Genomic DNA, 3,469 nt, shown 5'->3' with positions numbered 1-3,469 from the left:
TATGTGTTGCTAAAACACATAACGATGAATGGGAATTTTCTGATTTCCATAATATTGCCTTCAATTAGAGAATAATCTTTGCATACCCCTCTGCCATCACAACCTCATTATGTGTTCCCGGGAATCAAGGATGTACAGCCGACCTCCTTCCTCCGGCCATGCCGGAAAAGCAGGTATTCAGTATCGATACCATGATTAATACCGTCGGAATCATGGACCAGACAACCAGGAACGACTGGTTCGTTGTTAAGGACAGAACCCTGGAAGACTACCGGATGAACGACTCGGAGGTTCCTCGCTGGTGATATACCGGGATTCACTCATGACAAACGGGGGGAGTATGAACGAGGTGAAGAACTTTGATTGTAACTATTCAGGTATCCTAATAACAAATGATTTGGATGCCCGGTATCAACTACTTCACGAAATAATAACCCACTCCGAAGAATCTCCCAATGACTCGGGATATCCCCTAACCACGGGACACCCAAGTCCTTATACTCCGGATATGGCTGCAACCCTTCCATCGGATCCCCTCCAGGAGCCGGCTAATCTCCTCAGGCCAGGGTATCTGCCCTTTCAGTTCCCGGGGTAGTTCACTGACAATGTGGTAGGTTGCAATACCGATCGGTCTGCTCGCATCCCGAAGAGCATATTCCACGATAGTCCGGCTCTTCTCTTTACAGAGGATGATCCCGATTGATGGGTTCTCCCCTTCCTCTCTCATCTGGGTATCAAGGGCGGCAAGATAAAACTGCATCTTCCCGACATGTTCAGGCTCAAACTCCCCAATCTTGAGTTCCAGAGCCACGAGACATTTCAGTCTGTGGTGATAGAGCAGGAGGTCGATAAAAAACTCCCGGCCATCCACTTCAAGCCTGAACTGGCTCCCCATAAACGCGAATAACCCTCCCATCGCCCGGAGAAACTCCTCAATACGGGAGATTAACGCACGTTTCAGCTCGCGTTCTGAATGCTCTGCCCCAAGTTCGAGAAAATCAAACGTATATTCATCCTTCAAGGCGAGTCGTGCCTCATTCGAGATCGAAGCGGGGAGCGTCTCTTCAAAATTATTCTGATTCAGAAGTGTCTTCTCATAAATCTGATTCTCAATCTGGTACACCAGAATATTCTTTGACCAGCCATGTCTCCGGGTCATCCGGATATAAAACTCCCGTTCCATTGACTCATGGCACTTCCCCATGATAACCAGATGTTTCGTCCAGCTGATTTCTCCAACCAGTGGCTGGAGTTTTGGATCAGCAGAATACGTGAGATAGAATTGACGCATATACCAGATAGAATAGCTAAAAACACAGGTTTTTATCTCAGCAGATCGAATATTAACTATGACATTCACTGCCTATTTCCTCTCTCAACAATATGAAAAATTAGCAGAATTGGGGGACCGTTTGGGTGAAATAGAAAAAATGATCGACTGGGAAGTATTTCGCCCAATCCTCTCTGAAATCTATCAGGATGATCCATTGTATGGGGGAAGGCCTCACACGGATGAGGTCATTCTTCTCAAACTTTTAATCCTGCAACAATGGTATGGTTTATCAGATTATGAATTAGAAAGACAGGCCTTGGATCGTGTGTCATTCTTCATCTTTCTTGGGAAACCAGGTTCAATACCCGAACGCTCAACCATCTGGAGATTTCGAGAGCGGCTAATAAAGTACAACAAAGAGAAAGCAATATGGGATGAACTTCAGCGGCAAATTGATGAAATGGGATTAACGATAAAGCGAGGAATGATCCAGGATGCAACCTTTATCACCTCAGATCCTGGTCATGCAAAGCAAGATAAACCTCGGGGAGAAGAAGCCAGAACCCGTCGTTCAAGAGATGGAACTTGGGCTAAAAAGGGACAAAAATCACAATTTGGCTACAAACTTCACACAGTTGTAGATAAGGAAACACAAATAATTCGACGATTTGAGACTACAACGGCAAGTCTCCATGACAGCAATGTTGATCTTTCTGAACCTGGAGAGACGATTTACCGGGATCGAGGGTATTTTGGTGTCACTGTTAAAGCCTCAATGGATAAAACGATGACGAAAGCAACTCGTAATCATCCGCTGCCTATAAAATCGAAACGAAGAAATAAAGCGATATCCCGTGTTCGTTCACTGGTTGAAAGACCATACGCAGTGATGAAAAGAGTATTTCATGCCGGCCATGTCATGGTTACAACAGTTGAAAGAGTGAACGTTAAATGCCTTTTTAGTTGCATTTCTTACGATTTATATCGAATATATGGTCTTTGTCATAGGTGAATGGATAGCGGTAGCTATCGATTTTTGAATTGAAAATATATGAAATATCAAGGTATTTGTCATTTTTTCCAATCGATTTTTGGATAAATCGAAAACATTGTCAAAAAAAAAGATTGCAATCTGTGGTTAATCGCTATTCTCCAGAGGTTTTGAACTGAAAATCCAGTCATGCCAGGAAATTCCAGCCGGAGATCCTCAGACAATCGTTTAACAACCGACTTTCCCCAGTTGTCTTCACGCTGAAGGTCTGCGATCATATGCCCGATATCCCAGTACATCATGACCAGTTCACGGTTCACTGAACGAAGTGCTTCATATTGGGCTGACTTGACCCGATCCTTGATCCCGGTCAGCAGAGAGCCATATGATTCATTCAGATCACCAGCCATGCCCTGACTCTCCTGATATTTCTATGAGAACTTCCATCTCACAGGCTCCCGAAGTACTCTTTGATCTTCTGGGCCATGAGAATACGTCGCTGATTCAGGAACTCCGGATAATCAGCAACGGTCATTCCCCTGATGCTCTCCGGAATGCAATTCATCCTGATATTTTCAGCAAGTTCAACTTCTGTTGTGATATTCCCGTACTTCTTAACCCCACCCTGGCACTGCTCCATAATCTCACTAAAGTACAATTTTGGCTCTTTCTTCCCGATTGCGATGTTAATCTCGCTCTGGGAGACGACATAATTTGCAACCTGGTTATACTGACCCTTGGTCAGTCCATTTCTTTTCAGGTATTCACGGGGGAAGATATGATGAAGGTCAGAACGATGCTCAATAAGTTCTCTGACCGAAATATCCCGAGAGAGGAATCCTTTGTCATGCAACTTTACCTGGGCGGCAAGATACAAATGGAAATGGGGACTGGAAACAACGGCACTCGTCATCTGTTGAGGAAGTTCGATATCCCAGAATGCATCTGACATCTTACCTCGGATGAGTGAATCCGAATATTTCTCGATTCCCAACGAATAGATCTGTCTGATATCATAATCAAACATGGATTCAGGAGAACCAGTATACCTGCTGGTAAGCATGGACATCACAAACCGTGCCTTACATGTTGTTCTATCTCATTATCCGGAACTTTCTGGTCACGGAGTGTGAGATAGAGAATATATGCAAAATTGAGGGTGTTCTGTGATCCAATCAGGGAAGTATCGACAAACCCGGCTGATC

General features: G+C 44.4%; 4 protein-coding genes. 1 reads left to right on the top strand and 3 read right to left on the bottom strand.

Annotation, left to right across the window (positions count from 1 at the left end; translation table 11 throughout):
* Positions 1-472 precede the first annotated feature (472 nt).
* Positions 473-1,291, bottom strand: a complete 819-nt coding sequence (locus LUQ50_RS04060; RefSeq protein WP_300036567.1) for a PDDEXK nuclease domain-containing protein — start codon at positions 1,289-1,291, stop codon at positions 473-475.
* A 58-nt stretch (positions 1,292-1,349) separates the two neighbouring features.
* Here LUQ50_RS04060 and LUQ50_RS04055 point away from each other — a divergent pair, with 58 nt between their 5' ends.
* Positions 1,350-2,285: an IS5 family transposase gene (locus LUQ50_RS04055; protein WP_300036564.1), complete on the top strand. Its 936-nt coding sequence runs from the start codon at positions 1,350-1,352 to the stop codon at positions 2,283-2,285.
* 59 nt (positions 2,286-2,344) lie between these two features.
* On the opposite strand, the gene LUQ50_RS04050 is transcribed toward LUQ50_RS04055, so the two are convergent.
* Both LUQ50_RS04050 and LUQ50_RS04045 read right to left on the bottom strand, forming a co-directional pair.
* Positions 2,345-2,674: a DUF1016 N-terminal domain-containing protein gene (locus tag LUQ50_RS04050; RefSeq protein WP_300036561.1), complete on the bottom strand. Its 330-nt coding sequence runs from the start codon at positions 2,672-2,674 to the stop codon at positions 2,345-2,347.
* Positions 2,675-2,712: 38 nt separating this feature from the next.
* Positions 2,713-3,327: a hypothetical protein gene (locus LUQ50_RS04045; RefSeq protein ID WP_300036559.1), complete on the bottom strand. Its 615-nt coding sequence runs from the start codon at positions 3,325-3,327 to the stop codon at positions 2,713-2,715.
* Positions 3,328-3,469: the final 142 nt, after the last annotated feature.

Origin of the sequence: Methanospirillum sp. (assembly GCF_028679455.1) — an archaeon.
GTDB lineage: Archaea > Halobacteriota > Methanomicrobia > Methanomicrobiales > Methanospirillaceae > Methanospirillum.
This window is presented reverse-complemented; position numbering and strand designations above follow the sequence as displayed.

What these genes read in the sequence shown, in the direction of transcription:
- LUQ50_RS04060 (WP_300036567.1), bottom strand. Translation starts at nt 1,291, where the DNA reads ATGCGTCAATTCTATCTCACGTATTCTGCTGATCCAAAACTCCAGCCA.
- LUQ50_RS04055 (WP_300036564.1), top strand. Translation starts at nt 1,350, where the DNA reads ATGACATTCACTGCCTATTTCCTCTCTCAACAATATGAAAAATTAGCA.
- LUQ50_RS04050 (WP_300036561.1), bottom strand. Translation starts at nt 2,674, where the DNA reads ATGGCTGGTGATCTGAATGAATCATATGGCTCTCTGCTGACCGGGATC.
- LUQ50_RS04045 (WP_300036559.1), bottom strand. Translation starts at nt 3,327, where the DNA reads ATGCTTACCAGCAGGTATACTGGTTCTCCTGAATCCATGTTTGATTAT.